This window comes from Armatimonadota bacterium, assembly GCA_020354555.1.
GTDB lineage: Bacteria > Armatimonadota > Hebobacteria.
Genome location: CP070648.1, coordinates 2328807 through 2349605, shown reverse-complemented (window position 1 = coordinate 2349605; position 20799 = coordinate 2328807). Strand labels below are relative to the sequence as shown.

Here is a 20799-nt window from a genome sequence, read left to right as displayed (position 1 = left end):
CCTCGTCGTCGGCGAGCCCCTGCCCTGAACCGTAGATCGTGAGCCTGCGGCGTGTCTCGCTGCACGCTGCTGCTCGCCGGCACACTGACACCACCTCGCCGCGGCGCTACCAAGCGAACAGTCCAGCCGTGAGACGCGTGCCCTTGAGACGGGCGGTTGGGTTGTCGATTACCTGACGTCACGTCACGACGTCCAGTCAGAGCCTTTCCCCATCGCAGGAGGGGGCCTCCACCAGCTGCCTGTCGGTCACCCGCGGAGCGCTGGATGTGCTTAAGCGACGCGAGATAATCATATTGTCCTTCCTGCTGGCGACGGCGATCGCCGCGGGCGTCTTCCTCGTCCTATGGCTGGCTCTTCAGGAACCGGGAGGCACGGTCTCGATTCAGCCGCCGCTGACTGAAGTGAGCGTCGATGACACCTTCACCCTGACAGTGAATGCTGAGCACCCGGCAAGGGTCACCAACTTCAGCATTGACATCGCCTATGACATCGGGATTGTGGAGTTCGTTTCCCCGCCGTGGGAGGCGGAACTGCTGGCCGGGCGGGGCTGGGTGGTGCAGCACAGGGCGTCCGAGGAAGGGGCGCTGGCGGTCTTCGGCCACAGCCCGACAGCCACCGCGTTGGCCGGGTCCGGGGCGCTGGTGGAACTGGACTTCCGTGCCGTGGCGCGCGGCACCACTCGGCTCAAGTGTTTTGGCGTGCTAGGTTGCGAGTCTGGGGGGACGCCGTTCGAGGTGGTCGGGGTGGAGATAGTCGTTAAGTAGCACTGGGACGCCACGGAAGAGGCTGCCCGCGCACAATGGCGCGGCGGCAAGCACCTACCATCCCATCAGCTTTCGTGCCAAGATCCTGGGCAATGCCGTGCACCTCGCGCCGATTTCGACAATCCGCTCGATCCCGATGGCGCGGTCTTCCCAAGAGGCGATTCCTGAACCGGCACGACAACGCCGAACCGCCGCAGCCTATCGAGGTCGAGATGGCCTCTTGCCAGAGCGGCCGGGCTTCGATCCGGGACGCCGCGGTTTCCTCGGTATGCCGGCCATGTAGTCCTTCATGTAATCCATCGTCGGAACGGGCAGAGGCTCCGCGCCGTTGAGGAAGGCCATGTACAGGCGCAGCCACGCGTTGAAGTAGTACCCTGACAGGGCACGTTCGAAGGCCGTATCGCCCTCAGCCTTGAACGAGCACCAAGCCACATCGGGGAATATCTCCTTCAGTGTAGCGCGCCACCGCCGAGCCACGCGCGGCGTGTCGTCTGCGCTTTCGAGGAAATACAGCGACCACGGGACGCCCGCGCCGGAAACCAGGTTGAACTTCATGCACTCCACCAGGTTGTGAAGGGCTTCCGGATAGGTCGCGACGTGGCACACGATCTTCGAGGCCTCGCAGAGTTGTGTGTAGAACTCGTACGCCACCGCCTGGTTCGACGCCGACGACAGGACGATCGGGATGCAAGGCCGAGTCCAAGGCGCGCCGTACGCGCCGGCTTTCGCCGCGTTGACGTCGCCGCAGACGAGCTTCGCCGCGATCTGTTTTGCCCGGTTCGCTTCGAACCGCACGTCCCAGTGTAACTCTCCGCGCATCCCTTCGAGTCGGCGCTTCGCCGCGTCGAGCATTGCGTCGTCCACCTCGAAGGGTGCGCGCGACCCCCCGGACGGCAGCTTGAGCGCCGAGACGACGCTCAGGATTGCCGTTAGCTGGAAGACCATGGATTCCCGCGGCTGGCGGATGCGGGCCGGGATCCGGATCCACGGCACTTTGCTATCGGCGGCCATCGTCTTGAGCTTGCCGCCTTTGGACATCGCGATCATATGATCGGTCGGGTGTTTCCTCTTCAGCGCCCGCTCGAAGCAATTGAGAGTCTCCTCCGTATTCCCAGAGAAGCTCGCGAATATCAGCAGCGTCGCGTCGTCCACGCTCTCGAATCTGGGTGTATCGCGCCGCACGACCTCAAAGTCATACCCAAGGCGGCCCGAGTTCTCGATGATCTCCCGAGCAATACCCGCCGGCGTCGCGGACCCCCCGACCCCGTACACCTTGACCTTGCGTATCTCTGCATCCCTCAGCACCTTGGCGATGCCGCGGACCTCGCTTCTGATCAGCTGCGGCATGTCAATGATGTACTCCGGGACGTGCTGCAACCGGTCCATCATGCCCTTGGTCCTGACCTGTTGTCTCGACCTCTGGTAATCCAGAGTACTCTTGTCCAGAGCGCGCAGGATTCGGGACTCGTTGAGGTATGCTTTCGGGCCGAGGAGGGCGAGAAGCTGTCCAGCCGCGTCGTGCCGCACTCGGGCGTGCATCGATATGTCATGCTCGTACTTGCGCTTCCGGCGGGCTCCCTTCAACTTAGGCGGGTTGGGGTCCGGGTCTTCAGCGAGTTCCTCCAGCCTGCGGATCAGCTTCTCGGCGATCTTGTTGGGCACGGCTGTCTCCTTTCGCGAGCGCGAATCCATGGCCGCGGTGCGCTCGCAGGCGTGTGTGTGGAGTATTCAGTTGTGGCCGGCGCACGTTCGCTATGCACCCGCGGCTTCCCGGTGTGCGGCGCGCGAGAGGTACGGAAATGATCCGGGCACGGGTATACGGGGCGGCGCGGGCGGCTTACGGGACTCCACCAGTCGGCCCGCCCCAAGCGACCTTCCACGAGAGCGGCTTCGCGTCCTTCCCAGGAACCCGCGCACGAAACGGCGAGCCGGACCGAGCAGTTAACGGGAAACGTGCGCGAATGCGGGGCAACACAGGCCAATTCGCTCGCCGCCCAGTGGACGCCTCATGACTGTGACGAATCGGGCCTATCGCACGGCGGATTGCGCGTCGGAGGCAGCCTGTTTCGTTGACAATTGCGGGATCGCTTTGCTATACTGCGAACAGCGCCAAGCTGGAGGCGGCGGTCGCCGTTGCTGTGGGCGGGTGTCCATACCAAGGCACACCGCACCGAGCGAGCGCAAGTGCTCCGGTATTTGGCGCAAGTTTTTTCTCTCCGAACCGCAGCCCGAGGGTCAACGGCGCCGTGTTCGATAATCTCACAGACAAACTGCAGGCAGTCTTCGACCGGCTCGCGCGCAAGGGGCGGCTGTCCGAGCAGGACGTCACCGAGGCCTGCCGCGAGATCCGGCTCGCGCTGCTCGAGGCCGACGTCAACTTCAAGGTGGTCAAGGACTTCGTCGGGCGGGTGCGCGAGCGCGCGGTGGGGCACGAAGTGCTGCAAAGCCTCACCCCCGGCCAGCAGGTCGTCAAAGTCGTCAAGGAAGAGCTGACCGAGCTGCTCGGCGGCGAGGGAGAACTGAGCCTGCAGCGCAGCCCCCAGCCGCCGACGATCCTCATGCTCGTCGGCCTCCAGGGCGGCGGCAAGACCACCACGTCAGCCAAGCTGGCGCGCTTGGAGAAGAAGAACGGCCGCAAGCCGCTCCTCGTCGCCACCGATGTCCGCCGGCCGGCCGCGATTGAGCAGTTGCGCATCGTCGGCGAACAGGTCGGCGTGCCCGTGTTCGACCTCGGCGCGCGGGAGGACCCCGTCAACATCGCCCGCGCGGCGCTGGCGCAGGCGCAGCGGGAGGGTCTCGATCCCGTGATCCTCGACACGCAAGGCCGCCTGCATGTGGACGAGGAACTTATGGGCGAGCTGTGCCGGATGCAGCAGGAGGTGTCGCCGGCGGAAACGTTGCTCGTGCTCGACGCCATGACGGGACAGGACGCGGTGCGCGTGGCGCAGGAATTTGATGCGGCGCTCAACGTGACCGGCTTCATCCTGACCAAGCTCGACGGCGATGCGCGCGGCGGGGCCGCGGTCTCGATACGGGCCGTCACCGGCACGCCGATCAAGCTCGTCGGAGTGGGGGAGAAGCTCGATGCGCTCGAGGCGTTTCATCCCGACCGCATGGTCTCGCGCATCCTCGGCATGGGCGACGTGTTGACGTTGATCGAACGCGCGGAATCGGCGGTGGACGAGCGACAGGCGGCAGAGCTTGAGCGCAAGCTGCGCACGCGCACGTTCGACCTCAACGATTTCATGGAGCAGTTGGGTCAGATCTCGAAGATGGGGCCGCTCGATCAACTGCTGGACATGATACCCGGCTTCCGGCAGATGCGCTTGCCGGGGAACCTGGAGATTGACCCGGCGCGGATGAAGCAGCTCAGGGCAATCATGCAATCCATGACATCCCAGGAGCGCGCGCAGCCGGAGATCATCAAGGGGAGCCGGCGGCGCCGCATCGCACAGGGAAGCGGCACATCGCCGCAGGCGGTGAACCAGCTCTTGGGCCAGTTCAAGCAGTTCAAGGAAACGTACCATCGCCTCGCCGAAATGGAAACGCGGGGCAAGATGCCGAAGCTGCGTTTGCCCTGGACCTAAGGCGGGGAGTGTATGATAGACGGCGCGCGTTCGAGCGCGAGGGAACACGAGACCAGGAGATAAGAAGGACAAATGGCTGTTAAACTTCGCCTGCGAAGAGTCGGGGCCAAGCATCAACCACGCTATCGAATCGTTGCGACCGATGTGCGGTCACCGAGGGACGGGCGCTTCATCGAGGTCATCGGGTATTACAATCCGGCGCGCCAGCCCCACGAGGTCGGGATCAAGGAAGAGCTGGCGCTCAAGTGGCTCAAACACGGCGCGCTGCCGACGGAAACGGTACGCGACCTGCTGATCCAACAGGGCATACTTCAGAAGTTCTACGAGGAGCAAGGCAAGCCAATGCCGGATTTCGGCAAGGGCGAGGCGCAGGTCGCACCTAGAGCGGAAGCTGCGCCCGCGGCTGCCGAGGAGCCAGGCGCCGAGGCCGCTGGACAGCCGCCTGCCGCGCCCCCCTCGGCGGAGGCTGAAGCGCCGGAGCAGCCGGCCGCCGAGACGCCCGCTCCTGAAGCAGAAGCGGCGCAGCCGCAGCCGGACGCAACTGAGCCGCAGTCTGAGGCGGCGTCCGATGCCCCGGCGGCGCCGGCTCCGGAAGAAGCGCCCGAAGAAACCACAACCGCGAATTGACAGATACCTCGCGGCACCGCGATTCCGGCGCGGACGACGGTATATGCGCCACGCGCCGGGCCGATGCTAGTTATACCTTACGGGCCAAGGCCAGTCGGCGGAGGTGCTAATCGTGAAAGACCTGATCGAGATGATTGTCAAGGCGCTGGTTGACGAGCCGGACCGGGTAGTGGTGAGCCAGGTGGAGGGGGAGAGGAGTATCATCTTCGAAGTGCGCGTGGCGTCGGATGATATGGGGCGCGTTATCGGCAAGGGGGGGCGCATAGCCAACTCGCTGCGCACCGTGGCGAAGGCCGCCGGCGCGAAGCAGAACAAGAACATCTGGGTGGACATCAACAAGCACCCCGATGAATGAGTAGACCCTTTGGGTAGATCGGGAGGATATACGTGGCCAATCTGACAGTCATGCGCCCGGTGGCGCTGCGGGTGATAGTCACGGAGCAGTTCAAGCAGGAGATGGACAAGGAGCTGCAAGAGGCGGCGGACTCGGCGCAGCGTCGCCTAGACCAGATCGACTTCCAGGCGCGACGGGTGCTGGCGGATCTGCAGCGCGCCGACCTCAATCAGGCAATGCAGGTGCGCCAGCAGATCGAAGCCGAGAAGGGGCGTCAGGAGTCGGTTAAGAAGGAATTGCTGGAGCGCGCAGAGGAAGTGCGTGGGCTCGAACTCGGCTCGGAGTTCCCGCGCGGGACGATTGAGAGCATGATCGAAATCAAGGAGGGCGATAACCTCTACGAGAAACTCACGCAGGCCGAAATCGTCATCAAAGACGGGATTGTCACGGAAATCCGTGACCCCAGGAAGTGACGCACCGCGGCAGCGCCCGCGCGAAGACGCCGAGATCGCCGTTGGGCGCATCACTGCCCCGCACGGTGTCAAGGGGCAAGTGCGAGTCGAGCCGCTGACCGACGTGCCGCAGCGATTCGCGGAACTGAGTGATGTGTCTCTCGAGCTTCCCGGGGGCGAGCGGCGCGGGGCCGTCATTGAGCGCGCCGCAGTCGGCCCGTCCCGGGTGCTGCTCAAGCTGAAGGACTGCGACGACAGAGACGCCGCGGAAGCGTTGCGGGGCGCGTACATCCTGATCCCGCGCGCGCAGGCGATTGCGCTCCCCGAGGGGCACTATTTCATTGATGATATCGTGGGGCTTGAAGTGGTGACGGTTGACGGGGAGGACCTCGGCCGCGTGCGGGAGGTGCTGCGCACCAAGGCCAACGACGTCTACGCGACCGACAGGGCCATGATCCCCGCGACGCGCGAGGTCATTCGCGGGATTGATCTCCGCGCCGGTAGGATCGTAGTTGAGTTGCCGGAGGAGATCTAAGGGCCGGTCCGTGCAGCACCCTTGGCGATGCCGATGCGAATTGACGTACTGACGCTGTTCCCGGAGATGTTCGCCGGCCCGTTCGATGCGAGCATCGTCGGCCGCGCGCGAGAGCAAGGGCTAGTCGAGATCAGGATCGTCAACACGCGCGACTTCAGCACGGAGCGCCAGCGCATAGTAGACGACTACTCGTACGGCGGCGGGAGCGGCATGGTGATGAAGGCGGCGCCGATTTTCGCCGCGGTCGAGGCGATGCGCTGCCCGGAGGAATGTCGCGAGCGCGTGGTGCTGATGACGCCGCAGGGCGCGCGTCTGGATCAGGCGAAGGCCGCGGAACTGGCGCGGTATGAGCACCTCGTCATTGTGTGCGGTCATTACGAAGGCGTGGACGAGCGCGTTCGCGAGCACCTGGTTGACGAGGAGATATCTATCGGCGATTATGTCTTGACCGGCGGCGAGCTGCCGGCGATGGTCGTGATGGACGCGGTCATCAGACTCCTGCCGGGGGCTTTGGGGGCGGAGGACGGGGCGGTGACGGATTCGTTCGCCTCGGGTTTGCTGGAGCAGCCGCAGTACACGCGGCCCGCCGAGTTTCGCGGTTGGAAGGTTCCCGATGTGTTGCTCTCCGGCAACCACGAGGTGATTCGAGTGTGGCGGCGCGAGCAGGCGCTGAAGCGCACGCTGGAGCGCCGGCCGGATCTGCTGGAGCGGGCGGCGCTCAGCGAGGAAGACCGCGGATTGCTGGAGAAAATCAGGGGACAGCGCGATGAATGAAGGCCGTCCCGACGGAGACGTGCAATGGGCAAAGTGATCATAGACCAACTGGAAAAAGAGCAACTGAAGACCGATATCCCGGAGTTCGGACCCGGCGACACGGTGCGGGTTCATCTGCGCATCACCGAGGGCGGCCGCGAGCGCACCCAAGCGTTTGAGGGTACCGTCATCGGCCGCGCGGGCGGCGGCGCCAGCGAGCAGTTCACGGTGCGCCGCGTGGCCCACGCGGTTGGCGTCGAGCGCACCTTCCTGCTGCACTCGCCGCGCGTGGAGCGCATCCAGGTGCTGCGGCGCGGCAAGGTGCGGCGCGCCAAGCTCTACTACCTGCGCCAGAAGGTCGGCCGCGCCGGGCGCATCAAGGAGGCCCGTTAGAGCCGCATGTTTAACCTGGACTCTCCGTGGAAGATCGTCGCCATCGTAGCCGCGGTCGCGTTGCTGCGAATGGTCTATACGGTGTGGCGCGGATCGCCGTATCGGGCGCTGATGCTCGAACTCTCCGATTCGCTCCTCATCGCGTTCGCCCTCGTCTTCCTGCTCATCAAGCCCTTTGTCGTCGCCGCGTTCTACATCCCTTCAGGCTCGATGCGGCCGACACTGATGGAACGAGACCGCGTGCTGGTCAACAAGTTCATCTATCGGCTCACCGAACCGCGCCGCCAGGATGTCATTGTCTTCCGCGCCCCGCCTCAGGCATCCATGGAGCAGAAGGACTTCATCAAACGCCTCATCGGCTTGCCCGGCGATCACCTCGAAATCCGCAGCTATGACGGGGTGTACATTAACGGCCGCAAGCTCGATGAGCCCTACATCGGGCCGCTGCAGGCCCCCGACTACGACTACGGCCCGGTCGAAGTGCCCTCGGGACAGTACTTCGTGATGGGCGACAATCGCCGCGACAGCAACGACAGCCACCGCTGGGGATTCCTCAATCGGGCCAACCTTCTGGGCAAGGCGATGATTATCTTCTGGCCACCGGGGAGAATGGCGCTTGCCAGGTGATGACGGCGATAGCGCGCCGTCGCGCGCGAAGGATCGCCTCCGCAAGCGGTCCCAGGCCGCGCGCAAGGGAGCGCGGACGCGTGCCGAGAACGCCCGCCTCGACGCCTTGTGGAAGCACGAGCGGGAGCTGTGGAACTCGGGTCATCAGCTCATCGCAGGCGTCGACGAGTCCGGCGTCGGGCCTCTGGCGGGGCCGGTGGTGGCGGCCGCGGTGATCCTGCCCCGCGACTTCAAGAGTCCGGGGCTGTGGGAATGCAAGCGCCTCGCCGCCCATAAGCGACCGCACTTCTGCTCGATCATCATGGAACGCGCGACTGCGGCGGCGGTCGGCATCGTGGATGTGGATGAACTGGACCGCATCAACATACGCCAGGCCGGGCTCAAAGCCATGCGGTTGGCGCTGTCTCGCCTGTCCGCCCAGCCCGACTGCGTGCTGGTGGACGGGTTCTCGGTGCCCGGCCTTCCCGTCTTCCAACGCCCCATCGTTGACGGCGACGCGTACAGCATGTCTATCGCGGCGGCCTCGGTGGTTGCCAAGGTCACTCGCGACCGCATCATGGAGCGGCTCGAGCGGCTCTATCCGGGTTACGGGTTCGCCGCCCACAAGGGCTACGGGACGCGCGCCCATCGCCTGGCGATCGAACGACTCGGCATTTGCCCGGTGCACAGGCGGTCATTCGCTCCGGTGGCGCGCTTCGTGCGGCCGGATGGGTGTGCTGCACCTGAGGGATGACGCCGAAGTCGTCCGCGGTCTGGGAACCGGTCCGGTCACGGTAGCGACCCATGGCCGAGCCCGCGTCGGTCGGAAATGGCGGCGCTCGCGAGGGTGAGTTCACAGGTTTATCCACAGGTGTGGAGAATGGACACACGGCGTGCGGCTCTGCATGTCTTGCAGCATATCCTTGTGGGGTTGGCCGTACGCGCACTGCCGGGCGTGACGATACGAGGATCCCAGCACCCGGGAGGCGGGTAGTGTCAGAACCGGCGATTCGGGACATAAGTACGCTTTTCGGCTTCTGGGCGAGCCGGCCGGTTGACGTGTCGCTCCAAGCTTTGTCGGCAGTTTTGGACAAACACAGCGTCGCGCGCGCGGCCACTTTGTCCACCGTGGGGATATTCGTGGATTCCCGCCGCGGCAACGACACGACTTGGCAGGCCGCGCAGGACGATGCGCGACTTCTGCCCGTCGGAACGGTTGACCCCAGGCGCGGGACGGTGTGTGTCGAGGAGTTGGCGGAGCGCGCCGAGCAGGGCTTCCGGATGTTCGCGCTCTTTCCCGAGACGCAGGAATGGTCGCTCGATCACGCGTGTTTCGCAGAGGCGCTGAAGCTGGCCGCGGAAGCCGGGGCACTGGTCATGGTGGAAGCCGGTCGCCAGGGCGCAGCTACGGTTATCGGCCGGATCGCCGAGCAGTGCCAGGCGCGGGTCGTCCTCTCCGGCGTGGGCTACCACAACTTCGGCGAAACCTTGATGGTCATGAAGACCGACCCCAACATCTCTATGGAAACCCACCTGGTGACCTCGGTGGGCGGAATCGAGTCGGCTGCGGACGAGGTCGGCAGCGATCGACTGCTGTTCGGGTCGCGCGCGCCGCTCAAGTACTTCTCGAGCGCGTATCTGCGCTTGAAGTTCGCCGATTTGTCGGAGGGTGACCGGGCGGCGATCCTGGGCGGCAACTTCGCCCGGCTGCTGGAGCAGGATTGACAGCGGGGCGGCTGGGAACGACATGCCGCGACGCCCAGTATCTTGCTGACGCCGATGAGGTGAGCAAGTGCCGATAATAGACGTCCATGCGCATTACGGGCCCTGGTTCTGGCCGGTCCGCGCACAGACGGTTGACGAAATCCGCGCCGGTATGAAGCGCTTCGCCATCGAGAGGGTGTTCCTGGCGAGCACGGTGGCGATCACCGGCGAGATCGAGTCGGGCAACGCGCAAGTTGCGGAGGTCATCGAGGGCTCTGACGACCTCTTTGGGTGGTGCGTCATCAACCCCAACTTCGTGGATCTCTCTCTCGAGCAGATACAGACCTACTTGCGGCGGCGGGATTTCATCGGCGCGAAGATGCATGCCGCCTACCACATGCAGCCGATGGATTCGCCGCTGACAGCGCAGCTGGTCAAGGCGCTGCTGCGCTACGACAAGCCGCTCATGGTGCAGGTGCGCAGTGAAGGGGAACTCGCGCGGCTTGATGCTCTGGCCGAGCAGTTCCCCAGCGCACATATCATCATCGGCAACATGGCCGGTGCGCACTGGCAGCCGGCGGCGCGGCTCGCGGACAAGCGCGTCAATATCGTGATCGAGTGCGGGGGGCGCGTGGCGGACCGGGATAAGATTGCCTACGCCATGGAGAAGGCAGGCCCCCATCGCGTCGTCTTCGGCACCGACCAGCCGCTGGTGCACCCGGCGTTCGCGGTTGGCGCGGTGCGCGATGCTCAGTTGGAGTCTTCGCAGAAGGACGCAGTGCTCCAGGGCAACGCAAGGCGCCTGTTCAAGCTATGACCGGACTCCACGCCGATGCGCGGCACACGCTGGATCTGTTCCTCGACCACGTCGCTCTCGAGCGCGGTCTGTCCAACAACACCATCGCCGCGTACCGGAGGGACCTGGAAGCTTTCCTGGCGTTCCTCGCCGAGATCGGCGCGCCGAAGCTGGCCGATGCCGACGAGTCTCACCTGCTGCGATATCTTGGCCGGCTGCGCAAGGCCGGCGCGGCGCCGACCACCGTGCTGCGCAAGCTGTCCGCAGTGAGATCGTTCTACCGATACCTCATGCGTGAGGGGATGATCGAGCAGGACCCGACAGCCAATATCGAATCGCACCGACTGGAAACCAGGCTGCCCGGCGTGCTGACGCTGGCGCAGGTCGAGGCCATGCTCGCCAAGCCCGACTCCTCCACCGCGCGCGGCTTGCGCGACCGCGCGCTGCTGGAGTTGCTCTATGCGACCGGGCTGCGCGTGTCCGAGGCGGTCGAACTCGAGATCGGCGACGTCAACCTGAAGCTGGGATTCGTCCGCTGCATGGGCAAAGGATCGAAGGAACGCATCGTGCCGCTGGGGCGCAAGGCGATCGAGGCGCTCGAGCCTTATCTCGCGTCGCGCAAGAGCGGCTCGACCGCGCTCTTTCCGGGACGCGCCGGCGGCAAGCTGACGCGCGTCGCGTGTTGGAAGATCATCAAGCGGTACGCGGCGCTGGCGGGAATCGCGGAACGTGTGTCGCCGCACACGCTGCGCCATTCCTTCGCCACGCACTTGCTCGAGCGCGGTGCGGACCTCAGGGCGATCCAGGAGATGCTCGGCCACGCCGACATCTCGACGACGGAGATCTACACACACGTCTCCGCGGATCACCTGCGGGAAGTGTACCAGTCAACGCACCCGCGCGCGTGAACGCGCGGAGGAGAGACGCGCGGCGTGCGCCCGCGTCTAGGTAGCGCGGGCGGGTGGGATCGGCCGTGAACAACCTGATTCGTATGGTGCAGCCGCCCGCGGCTGCGAATTAAGCATATCGTGAGGTCCGTGACGCCGTGAGCAAACCGGAAACAGCCAACCAGCAGACCAATGAGCAGCAACTCAAGATGGAGCGCATCGTCTCGCTCTGCAAGCGCCGGGGGTTCATCTTCCCGTCATCCGAGATCTACGGCGGCACCGGGTCGGTGTGGGATTACGGCCCGTTCGGGGTGCTGCTGAAGAACAACGTCAAGGCCGCATGGTGGCGCGCGGTGGTGCAGGAGCGCGCGGACATGGTCGGGCTCGACGCCGCGATCCTCATGCATCCGCGGGTGTGGGAGGCGTCCGGTCACGTCAAGAGCTTCACCGATCCCCTGGTGGACTGCAAGCAGTGCAAGCAGCGATTCCGCGCCGATGACCTCGCGGGCGACCGCTGCCCGGCGTGCGGCGGGGAGCTGACCGAGGCGCGCCCCTTCAACCTCATGTTCAAGACCTTCATGGGTCCGGTCGAGAACGACGCGGCGGTGACGTACCTGCGGCCGGAAACCTGCCAGGGCATCTTCGCCAACTTCAAGAACGTGCTCGTGTCGAGCCGCAAGAAGCCGCCGTTCGGCATCGCCCAGATCGGCAAGTCATTCCGCAACGAAATCACGACCGGCAATTTCACGTTCCGCAGCCGCGAGTTCGAGCAGTACGAGATCGAGTACTTCGTGCCGCCGGACGAGGCGGACCAGTGGTTCGAGTATTGGGTCGAAGAGCGCCTGAAGTGGTACACTGCCTTCGGCGTGAAGCGGGATAACCTGCGCCTGCGCGAGCACGGCGAGGACGAACTCGCGCACTACGCGTCGCGCTGCTCCGACATCGAGTACAACTTCCCGTTCGGCTGGTCCGAGTTGGAGGGCATTGCCAACCGCCAGGATTTCGACCTGCGGCAGCATCAGGAACACTCGGGCCGCGACCTCGCGTACTTCGACGAGGCGACGAAGCAGCGCTATCTGCCGCACGTTATCGAGCCGTCGGGCGGGGTAGATCGCAGCGTCCTCGCGTTTGTGGTGGACGCATACGAGGCGATCGAAGGGGGCCGCGGCTCCGCGGGAGCGGAGGTCGAATCGGTGCTGCGGCTGCATCCGCGGCTGGCTCCGGTGAAAGCCGCCGTGCTGCCGCTCGTCCGCCGCGACGGCATGCCCGACCGCGCGCGGGCGATCTACGAGGAACTGAAGCGCCACTGGTTCGTCGAGTACGACGAGGGCGGCAGCATCGGCCGCCGCTACCGCCGCCAGGATGAGATCGGGACGCCGTTCGGCGTTACCATTGATTCGCAGACGCTTGAGGACGACACCGTCACCGTGCGCGACCGCGACACCATGGAGCAGGTGCGCGTCTCCGCGGACCGGCTCGTCGAGTTCCTGCGCGACAAGCTGGGGGAGTGCTAGCCGGCGCCGGGATCCCGCCATTCCGAACGCAGCGACTCCTGCTTCGCAGGGCAGCAAGCGGAGTGAGGAATCTCGGCCGCGAGCAGCACACTCGCCTGAGGCGGGCAGACTTCGCCTGCCGCGCGGAATGACCTGCCGGCGTACGCAACTGCGGCGTCCGGGACAGCAATGGCGATTGACCCTCTCAACCACCTCGCGCGCGAGGATAAATGGTACCTCGCCAACGGACGTGGGGCGATGTACGCCCCCGCGTCGCCGCGTTTCCTCGACGCCCCCGGGTTCTGGGATGAGTCGTATCTCTATGACCTTCCACTGGAACGGCTCTTCACCGTCCTCATCCTCGACGAGCGGCACCGGCCAATCGCGTTCTCGACCCGCCGCCGCGTGTGGCGCCCCGACCGCCTGACCATCGAGCGCGAGGCCGTCGGCCTCGAATGTCGCGAGGATCGCGTCATCGTCGGCAACCACATCTTCGCCAGCCGCTTGACCCTCGCCAACCGAAGCGACCAGGCCCTGACGATCGCCCTCATCCAATGGAGCCTTCAGCCCAGAGCGGAGAAACTTGAGCGCGACGGGGTCAGCATCGGTCCGCCTCGGCGCGACGGCGCGGCGCTCGTGTTTCCCATCACCGTCCGGCGCGCGGGCGCGGAGGTCGAGCTCCACGCCGCCATCGGGGCGGACATCCCGCCGACGTCGCACACCATCAACCCCACGGAATGGCACGACACGTCCCCGCTGTGGGAGATGTCGGTGTTCCAGGACAAGCTGAGCGACGCGGGCCTTCCCGGCGAGGACGAGTTCGCGGTCGGGACTCGGTCTGACGGACTGGTGCACCTGGGTCTCCATTACCGGGTCGAGATACCGCCGGGCGAATCGTGGCATGTCAGCTTCGCGTTCGCCGCATCCACCGAGTCGGGCCACGCGGAGAGGGCGATCGGAAAGCTGCCGGAGGTTGACGTCGTCGCATCGAGTGAGAAGGGCTGGCGCAAGTTCTTCGATTCCGTGCCGTACTTCGAATGCAGCGACCCGTACCTCACGACCTACTACTGGTATCGGTGGTACGGCCTGCGCTTGCTGATGGTGGCGGCGATGGAGGGCAATCTCCGGCACCCCTGCATCTTTGAGGGCATCGGCGGGTTCCGCTGTCACATCTCCTACAGCGCTCAGTGCCACATGCTGGAGTGCTCGTGGATGAACTTCCCGTCATTCGCCGAGGGGAGCCTGGTCAACTTCGTCGAGAACCAACTCGACAGCGGCAGCTTCGCCGGCCACCTCGGCGTGGCGTGGCACGACGAGGGTTTCTACCACGCCAACTGGGGTGCGGGCGCCCTGCAGGTCTACAACCTGTTCGGCGACAAGGGCTTCCTCAAGACTATCTATGAGCCGCTCTGCCGCTACGCGGAGTACTTCGCGCGCGAGCGCGACCGCGCGGGCAGCCATCTCTACGACGTCGTCAACCAGGGAGAAACGGGGCAGGAGTACGCGAGCCGCTATCTCTTCGCCGACCCCGAGGCGGACACGTGGAAGCCGATTCGCCTCAAGGGCGTGGACGCGACGGTGTACATCTACGAACTTCAGCGCAGCCTGGGGGAGATCGCGGAGGAGCTTGGCAAGACCGACGACGCGCGGCGCTGGCGTGCGGAGGCGGCGGCCACGAAGCAGGCCGTGCGCGAACGCATGTGGGATTCCGAGCGCGAGGAGTTCTGCGACGTCTTGCCGGGAACCTGGGAGCGCTCGCCGCACTCGCCGGCAGTCGGCTTCTACCCCTTCATGACCGACATCGCCGGGCCGGAACACGTGAACGCGCTGCGCCGCCATCTGCTTAGGCCGCAGCGCTTCTGGACCGAGTTTCCCGTGCCGACTTGCGCAGTGGACGATCCCTTCTTCAGCGCGGACGCGGAATGGAAAGGTAAGCGCCACGCGTGCCCCTGGAGCGGGCGGGTGTGGCCGATGACGAACAGCCATGCGTGCGAGGCTCTCGCGCGCGCCGCGCAGCACCTCGATCCGTCGCTCGCGGAGGCAGCCGCGGAACTGCTGCGCCGGTTCGTGCGCATGATGTTCTTCGACGGTGACGTGCGGAGGCCGAATTGCTACGAGCACTATAACCCGCGCACCGGGATGCCGTGCCTCTACCGGGGCGTTGATGACTATCAGCACTCCTGGGTGGTTGACCTGATTATCAAGTACGTTGCCGGGCTCCAGCCGCAGGCCGACGGCGGGGCGGTGGTGCATCCGCTGCCGATGGGTCTGGAGCATTTCACCCTTGACCATGCCAGGCTCCGCGATCGCGACATCAGGATCACGTGGCGCGCGCCGGAGTTGCAAACCGACGACGCCGGGCTTAGAATATACGTCAATGGCGCTGCGCGGGCGCAAGCCGGGGGCCTGGAGCGCATCGAAATTCAGCGATAGGGGGCAGGGATGTCATTTCGTCTGATACGGAGCCTGCGTACGCTGTCGTCCGAGGTGTACATGGTGTGGGACGGCGAGCGGCGCGTCGGCCAGGTTGACATCCACTACGCGGACGCCACCGTTCATGCGACCGTGCTGCTCGAAGCGTATCTGTCGCCGGAGCAGCAGCAGGAGCTGTTCGCGCAGCTCGACGAGGACATCGTGTCCTCGTATATGCCCGTGTTCGAGCGCGAGGATTTCATCATCGTCGTCTTTCGCGGCGAGGAAACCGAATCGTTCAGCTACCCGCCGGTGATGGAGGAGGAGTAGGCAGCGCACACCGCCATGGCCACCCCGGCAGAAACGCCCAAACGCCGCCGCTGGCGGCGGTACGTGGGCTCCTACGCTTTCCTGCTGCCGAACTTCCTCGGCTTCCTGGTCTTTACGCTGCTGCCGGTTGCGGCGGCATTCGTGCTCAGCTTCACCGAGTGGGGCGTCCTCGACCAGCCGCGTTTCGTCGGCCTGCGCAACTTCGACAAGCTCCTCGCATTCCACCGCGAGGGCTCCGGGCTCGTCGCCAACGACCCGTACTTCTGGAAATACATCTGGAATACGGTCTTCCTGATGTTCGGCATCCCCCTGTCCATCGCGGGATCGCTGTTCTGCGCCCTGCTGCTCAACCAGCGTCTGCGCGGAGTCGTGTTCTTCCGCACCCTGTTCTTCCTGCCCGCGATATGCTCCGCCGTCGCCGTGACCCTGCTGTGGAAGTGGATCTTCCAGGAAGACTACGGCCTGCTGAATGTCTGGCTGCGCAATATCGGCATGACTCAGCCTCCGCGCTGGCTCGTCAGTACCGCGTGGGCCAAGCCCGCCTTCATTATCATGAGCCTGTGGATGACCGTCGGGGGATACAACTGCATCCTCTACCTCGCCGGGCTCCAGAACATCCCGGGCGAACTCTATGAAGCCGCCGACATGGACGGCGCCAACTGGTGGCACAAGCTGCGTTACGTGACCTGGCCGATGCTGTCGCCGACCACGTTCTTCGTCGTCACCATGGCCATCATCTCCGGCTTCCAGGGCGGGTTCATCGCGGCGTACATGATGACCGGCGGCGGCCCCGCGGGCGCGACGACGACGATCATGCTCTACATCTACCAGAACGCGTTCCAATGGTTCCAAATGGGCTACGCGGCGGCGATCGCCTGCGTCTTGTTCGGCCTGATCTTCGGCTTCACGCTGCTCAACTGGCGCTTGAGCCAGCGGGTGGCGTTCTTTCAGTGATGACAGCGCGCGGCGAACAGGCTCATCATCTGCCATGTCGCACAGCCGCTTTCGGCTGTAGATTGGTGTTATCGCAGTGAGCGAGATGGACGATAGACGGACGACAGGCATGCGGCGGCGTCGGCGCAGCGGCCGCAGCAACGCGCTGTTGAAGATGCTGGCCTACGCGGCGCTCGGTGCCATCGGCTTCGTCATGGCGGTGCCGCTGGCGTGGATGATCGTCACCTCCCTTAAGGATCCGACGCAAGTCGTGGTCTCACATGACAGGTGGTTGCCGACGCGTCAAGTCACGAACCAGTACGGCCCGATCTACACCGCGGTCATCAACGGGCGCGAGATGCGCGGCGCTGAAGTCGGACGCACGCCTACGGCGAAGCGGCTCCGCTTAGTGGAGCCGTCCGACATGGTGGGCCAGGTCGTGGCCGTGCCGTCAGGGGCAGCGCGCCCCGTCGAGCGGCTCCACCTGGAGTGGCGCAACTACATTGGCGCATGGAAGGCCATCAGGGTGGAGTCGGCCTTTGCGGGGCTGCTGCAGAACGCCGACGGCTTCCTGGTGTTCTACATCAACAGCATCATCGTCGCGGTGTTGGTGACGCTCGGGCAGGTCACGACCAGTTCGCTGGCGGCATACGCGTTTGCGCGCCTGCGCTTCCCCGGTCGCAATGGGCTGTTCCTCGGCTATCTCGCGACGCTCATGGTACCCGGCGTCATCACAATGATTCCGGTGTACATTCTCCTCTCGCGGCTGCGGCTGACCGACACCTACTGGGCACTCATCCTGCCCGCCATGTTCTCCGCGTACGGGACGTTCATGCTGCGCCAATTCTTCCTGACCATCCCGAGTGACCTGGAAGACGCCGCGCGCATTGACGGCGCGAGCCTCCTCGGCATCTACTGGAACGTCATCCTGCCGCTGTCGAAGCCCGCGCTCGCCGCACTCACGACGTTCGTCTTCCTCCACACCTGGAACGACTTCATGTGGCCGCTCATCGTCATCGACAGCCTCAGCCTCAAAACGCTGCCCATCGGCCTCGCGCATTTCCAGGGGCCATACCTCACGGAGTGGCACCTGCTGATGGCGGCCTCGGTGATCGTCATGGTGCCGGTGCTCATAGTCTTCATCGTGGGACAGCGCTACTTCGTCCGCGGCATCATCCTCAGCGGCTTGAAGGCGTAGGCTGGAGGAACCGCCGAGTTGCGGGCGAAAGCGGTATCAGTCAGCGGCGTTCGCTCGCCGTGGCGAGATGAATCGCGCTCGGGCGCCATCGACGGCAGGCGCGTCGCACCATCCGCGATTAGCTGGCAGGCCCGGGATGTTCGAAGACGACAATCCGTACGTACGCGTGCTGCTGATCCTCGTGGCAGCGACGGCACTCGCCTGTATTCGGATCTTCGCTCCCTCACTCATGCTGCTGCCGTTCCTGGTAATCCTGGCGGGACTTGTGCTCGTGGCGCTCTACGTACTCGCATTCGATGCATGGACGCTCCTGGCAGGTGTCGTGTCACGCCGCCGAGCTGTGCCGGCCCAAGTCGTCCGCAAGTCCACCCGCATGTACGGCTATGATTCGCCCCTGTCCGGCCGGGGCATCGTGCAGGCGATACTCAAGCGCTCCGTCCGTCCGCGGGGTGCCGCTGGCCTCCGGCACGTTTGCTGGCTGACGTTTGGCACGCGCGACGGCGAGATGGAATTCGCTGTTCCCGAGCCGCTCTATGCAGCACTGCCCATCGGCTGCGAAGGAACGCTCACCTTTAGGGGTGAGCGGTTCGTCAAGTTCGAGCCGCACGTGGCCGAGACGGAGAGCCAGGGCGCCCTCTCGCGTCGCCAGAAGACGATGCCGCGGTAGCCCACTCCCCGCGCGCCGCTGCTGCAGCGCGGCGCGCGATCCAATCCGGTGCTGTCGGCTGACAGGAGCCCACGCGCCCGGTGTGGGTCGCTCCACTCGACGCGCAATCCGGGGCCAAGCCGTATCCGGCCGCTGGCGCCTCGACATGCGCGTGCAGGGAAGCCGCTCCCCGAGACAGAAGCCGACGATGTAACCGCGTGGTGCGACCATCCGCGCCGCGCGTGTCGTGGAAGGAGGTATCCGTGAGTAAAGTTGAAGAAGCCATCCGTTCGACCGTCGCGCGCATCGTCAGGAAGGAGATGAGGGAAACCGTCGTCCCTCTATCGCGAGACGTGCGCGAGATGAAGCGGACGGTCTCGTCGCTCGCGCGCTCCGTAGCGGCACTGGAGAAAGCGGCCGAGGCGCAAGCCCGAGAAGCGCAGGCGGAACTGATGCGCCTCGATGCCCCTGAAGCGGAGGTGCAGGCTGCTCGCTTCTCGCCGAATCTCATTCGCAAACTGCGCGCGCGGCTGGGGATCACGCAGGCCCAACTCGCCGCGCTCGTCGGCGTGAGCACCGGCGCCGTCACCTCGTGGGAACGGGGCGATACGTCGCCGCGCGGCGGCAACCGGGTTGCCCTCGTTGCTCTGCGCAAGCTCGGCCGCCGCGACGCGAAGAGGCTGGTCGCCGAGAAGAGCGCCGCCGCTCCCGTGGACAAGCCCGCGAAGCGGAAAGCGCCGCGCCGGAAGCGCAGGACGAGAGCGCGCTCGCGTAAGAAGTAGGCCGCGGCGCCTGCCCATGCCACTGACCAGGATACACGGCGTTGCGCAGACAGGCCTGCTCGGCCTGTCTGCGCTGTTGTGTGCGTTCGTTGCCAGCTGTTACTGGCTGCGCCTCGACGGTTGCGCCGCGGTGACGTTCCTCCCGCCATGGGTGTGGCCGGCGCCTGGGCTGGCTCTCGCCGGCCTGGGGTGGCGCGGCGGCAGACGCGCAGTCATCGCCGTCCTGCTCCTGTGGTGCCTCTTCCTGATCGCCGTCCCCGAGGAATCGAGAAGCCTGGCGCGCTTGCGCCGGTGGCCGTCGCCGACGTGGGAGCAGGCTCATGCGCGCGGTCAGGCTCTGCGGGTCATCTCCCTCAACTGCGGCATGGAAGGCACCAAGGCAGCAGCGGAAGTCGTGCAGCACGATCCCGACATCGTGCTGCTTCAGGAAACACCGGCGAAGGCTGAGGTGGAGGGTCTCGCACGGCGCCTCTACGGCAGCCAGGCCGGCCTCGCCCGCGGCGTTGACACGGACATCATTGCCCGCGGAACCGTGACCGCCGTGCCGCAAAGCGGAAAGGTGCCCTTCGCCTACATCGAGGCCGACGTTCGGCTCGTCTCCGGCATCGAAGCGCAGGTCTTCAGCGCCCATTTCCTGCCGCCGGTGATGCGCTTCGATGTGTGGTCGCCGTCGTGCTGGCGCGACCACGCCGCCAAGCGCGCCGTGCACCGCGAGCAGATGAGAGAACTCGCCGCAGCGGTCACCGCCGTGCCTCCGCGCGGGCCGGTGATTCTAGGCGGTGATTTCAACGTCCCCGGCGGCGACGCGATCTTCCGCCTCCTGCGGCCCCGCCTGCACGACGCATTCAAGGAGGGCGGCCTCGGCTGGGGGAATACCGTTCTCAACGACACGCCGGTCTCGCGCTTCGACCAGATATGGGTGAGCGGCGAGTTCCGGGCGGCAGCCCTAGTCGCGCGAGAGACGAAGCACTCCGACCACCGCATGGTGATCTGCGACCTGATCGTGCGCGATTCGTCACGCTAGAACTTGCCGCGCGGGGAGAGCAGGGAATGAGGAGATGATGCTTCATCCCCGTCACGAACGGAAAAGCAAGCGCTGGCATAAGCCCCTTGCTGTCGCCTCGCTCGGCCTCGACATCCTGCTCCTGTGGGTGTTCCTGACGGTCGGCACGTGGTGGGCGATTCCGGTCTGGTTGCTCGTATGCGGGCCATTCATCATCGTCGCCCTGGCCGCTCTGACTGATCGGCTGTAAAGCGCCGGGCCGACAGGTGATCGCTCGCCGCCGTCGTAATTGAACCCGGCATGCCGGGAGGCGTTGCGCGAATTCGATCCTGTAATCCGGTGCGCAGTGTGATGCTGAGCCTTCGCGCTGAGGGCAGTCGAGAGCAATGAAGCATCCCGGCTGCGTCAGAGCGAAATCGTTCGCTCGGTCACGAACCACCTCTATTGGGGATGCCTCGATCGCATTGTGCTGTAACCGGTGTTCGTATGAATGATGACCAACTCGCAGTTGATGGCGGGCAGCCGCTGAGGAGTTCGGAAGATCCGTTGCCGGACGTGTTCCCG

Annotated in this window: 23 protein-coding genes; 22 read left to right on the top strand and 1 reads right to left on the bottom strand. The window is 65.3% G+C overall.

The features are described from left to right. Positions 1-266 precede the first annotated feature (266 nt). Positions 267-764, top strand: coding sequence for a hypothetical protein (locus JSV65_09620; GenBank protein ID UCH36590.1), 498 nt, complete (start codon positions 267-269; stop codon positions 762-764). A gap of 198 nt (positions 765-962) precedes the next feature. Here JSV65_09620 and JSV65_09615 read toward each other — a convergent pair whose 3' ends face one another. After that, positions 963-2426: a hypothetical protein gene (locus JSV65_09615; GenBank protein UCH36589.1), complete on the bottom strand. Its 1464-nt coding sequence runs from the start codon at positions 2424-2426 to the stop codon at positions 963-965. 584 nt (positions 2427-3010) lie between these two features. On the opposite strand from JSV65_09615, the gene ffh reads away from it, so the two are divergent. The 21 genes from ffh (at position 3011) to JSV65_09510 (ending at position 20485) form a co-directional block, all read left to right on the top strand. Beyond that, positions 3011-4351 carry a signal recognition particle protein gene (gene ffh, locus JSV65_09610; GenBank protein ID UCH36588.1) on the top strand — a complete coding sequence of 447 codons (1341 nt, stop codon included), beginning with the start codon at positions 3011-3013 and terminating at the stop codon, positions 4349-4351. Positions 4352-4423: 72 nt separating this feature from the next. Further along, positions 4424-4978, top strand: coding sequence for a 30S ribosomal protein S16 (gene rpsP / locus JSV65_09605; protein UCH36587.1), 555 nt, complete (start codon positions 4424-4426; stop codon positions 4976-4978). A gap of 112 nt (positions 4979-5090) precedes the next feature. After that, positions 5091-5333, top strand: coding sequence for a KH domain-containing protein (locus tag JSV65_09600; protein UCH36586.1), 243 nt, complete (start codon positions 5091-5093; stop codon positions 5331-5333). 32 nt (positions 5334-5365) lie between these two features. Next, a complete protein-coding gene (locus tag JSV65_09595) occupies positions 5366-5785 on the top strand; it encodes a YlqD family protein (GenBank protein ID UCH36585.1) in 420 nt (139 codons plus the stop codon). After that, entirely contained in the window at positions 5769-6299 is a 531-nt protein-coding gene (gene rimM, locus JSV65_09590; protein ID UCH36584.1) for a 16S rRNA processing protein RimM, read from the top strand. Before JSV65_09595 ends, rimM begins: the two co-directional genes overlap by 17 nt. Positions 6300-6332: 33 nt before the next feature. Beyond that, positions 6333-7073, top strand: coding sequence for a tRNA (guanosine(37)-N1)-methyltransferase TrmD (trmD, locus tag JSV65_09585; protein ID UCH36583.1), 741 nt, complete (start codon positions 6333-6335; stop codon positions 7071-7073). 24 nt (positions 7074-7097) lie between these two features. Next, the gene (gene rplS, locus JSV65_09580; GenBank protein UCH36582.1) at positions 7098-7445 is read left to right on the top strand and encodes a 50S ribosomal protein L19; all 348 of its coding nucleotides are present in this window, start codon (positions 7098-7100) and stop codon (positions 7443-7445) included. Positions 7446-7556: 111 nt separating this feature from the next. Next, positions 7557-8072, top strand: a complete 516-nt coding sequence (lepB, locus tag JSV65_09575) for a signal peptidase I (GenBank protein UCH36738.1) — start codon at positions 7557-7559, stop codon at positions 8070-8072. Then, positions 8062-8805 (top strand): ribonuclease HII, encoded by a 744-nt coding sequence (locus JSV65_09570; GenBank protein UCH36581.1) that lies wholly within the window; start codon positions 8062-8064, stop codon positions 8803-8805. The genes lepB and JSV65_09570 overlap by 11 nt, the downstream gene beginning before the upstream one ends. 239 nt (positions 8806-9044) lie before the next feature. Next, complete coding sequence (locus JSV65_09565; GenBank protein ID UCH36580.1) at positions 9045-9776, top strand: amidohydrolase family protein; 732 nt, start codon at positions 9045-9047, stop codon at positions 9774-9776. A gap of 67 nt (positions 9777-9843) precedes the next feature. Beyond that, positions 9844-10572, top strand: coding sequence for an amidohydrolase family protein (locus JSV65_09560; protein ID UCH36579.1), 729 nt, complete (start codon positions 9844-9846; stop codon positions 10570-10572). Continuing rightward, positions 10569-11459, top strand: a complete 891-nt coding sequence (xerD, locus tag JSV65_09555) for a site-specific tyrosine recombinase XerD (GenBank protein ID UCH36578.1) — start codon at positions 10569-10571, stop codon at positions 11457-11459. The genes JSV65_09560 and xerD overlap by 4 nt, the downstream gene beginning before the upstream one ends. A 188-nt stretch (positions 11460-11647) precedes the next feature. Next, positions 11648-12952, top strand: coding sequence for a glycine--tRNA ligase (locus JSV65_09550; GenBank protein UCH36737.1), 1305 nt, complete (start codon positions 11648-11650; stop codon positions 12950-12952). A gap of 168 nt (positions 12953-13120) precedes the next feature. Then, complete coding sequence (locus tag JSV65_09545; protein ID UCH36577.1) at positions 13121-15364, top strand: hypothetical protein; 2244 nt, start codon at positions 13121-13123, stop codon at positions 15362-15364. A gap of 9 nt (positions 15365-15373) precedes the next feature. Then, positions 15374-15673, top strand: a complete 300-nt coding sequence (locus JSV65_09540; protein UCH36576.1) for a hypothetical protein — start codon at positions 15374-15376, stop codon at positions 15671-15673. A 15-nt stretch (positions 15674-15688) separates the two neighbouring features. Continuing rightward, on the top strand, positions 15689-16627 hold the full coding sequence (locus tag JSV65_09535; GenBank protein ID UCH36575.1) for a sugar ABC transporter permease: 939 nt from the start codon (positions 15689-15691) through the stop codon (positions 16625-16627). Between the two features lie 85 nt (positions 16628-16712). Beyond that, positions 16713-17804, top strand: a complete 1092-nt coding sequence (locus tag JSV65_09530; GenBank protein ID UCH36574.1) for a carbohydrate ABC transporter permease — start codon at positions 16713-16715, stop codon at positions 17802-17804. 136 nt (positions 17805-17940) lie between these two features. After that, the gene (locus JSV65_09525; GenBank protein ID UCH36573.1) at positions 17941-18471 is read left to right on the top strand and encodes a DUF2500 family protein; all 531 of its coding nucleotides are present in this window, start codon (positions 17941-17943) and stop codon (positions 18469-18471) included. Positions 18472-18713: 242 nt separating this feature from the next. After that, a complete protein-coding gene (locus JSV65_09520) occupies positions 18714-19232 on the top strand; it encodes a helix-turn-helix domain-containing protein (GenBank protein UCH36572.1) in 519 nt (172 codons plus the stop codon). A 16-nt stretch (positions 19233-19248) separates the two neighbouring features. Then, positions 19249-20256 carry an endonuclease/exonuclease/phosphatase family protein gene (locus JSV65_09515; GenBank protein UCH36571.1) on the top strand — a complete coding sequence of 336 codons (1008 nt, stop codon included), beginning with the start codon at positions 19249-19251 and terminating at the stop codon, positions 20254-20256. Between the two features lie 34 nt (positions 20257-20290). Beyond that, complete coding sequence (locus JSV65_09510; protein ID UCH36570.1) at positions 20291-20485, top strand: hypothetical protein; 195 nt, start codon at positions 20291-20293, stop codon at positions 20483-20485. The last annotated feature ends 314 nt before the right edge of the window (positions 20486-20799 follow it).